A 315-nucleotide genomic window follows, 5' to 3' on the forward strand; every position below is an offset into this window, starting at 1 on the left:
CACCGTATCCATACAGATATACCGGGTTGTTGCCGTCTTTAACCATATCTTTTTTATACGTAAGGAACATCGGTATTCTTGCACCATCTTTGCTGCTATTCACCCCGGTTGGACGCTGGAATGGGGTTTAAACTGGGCCAAGCACAGCCGGCTGAAACGCGAAGATGATCAACAATATCATTGCAGGGAATAATACCATTTCTGCCGAAGACCTGAAAGAACTAAAAGATACATTCTGATTACCCAACAAGTGAAGTAACCCATTACCGCAGATCATTAAGCCTGGACGAAGCCATCAGTAAAGTCAGTTTCACC

General features: G+C 44.1%; 1 pseudogene. It reads left to right on the top strand.

Annotation, left to right across the window (positions count from 1 at the left end):
* A pseudogene (locus D0T87_RS24390) lies at positions 1 to 193 on the top strand (hypothetical protein); the annotation flags it as partial.
* Positions 194 to 315 lie beyond the last annotated feature (122 nt).

The sequence above is a fragment of the Bacteroides sp. 51 genome, from assembly GCF_010500965.1.
Taxonomy (GTDB): domain Bacteria; phylum Bacteroidota; class Bacteroidia; order Bacteroidales; family Bacteroidaceae; genus Bacteroides.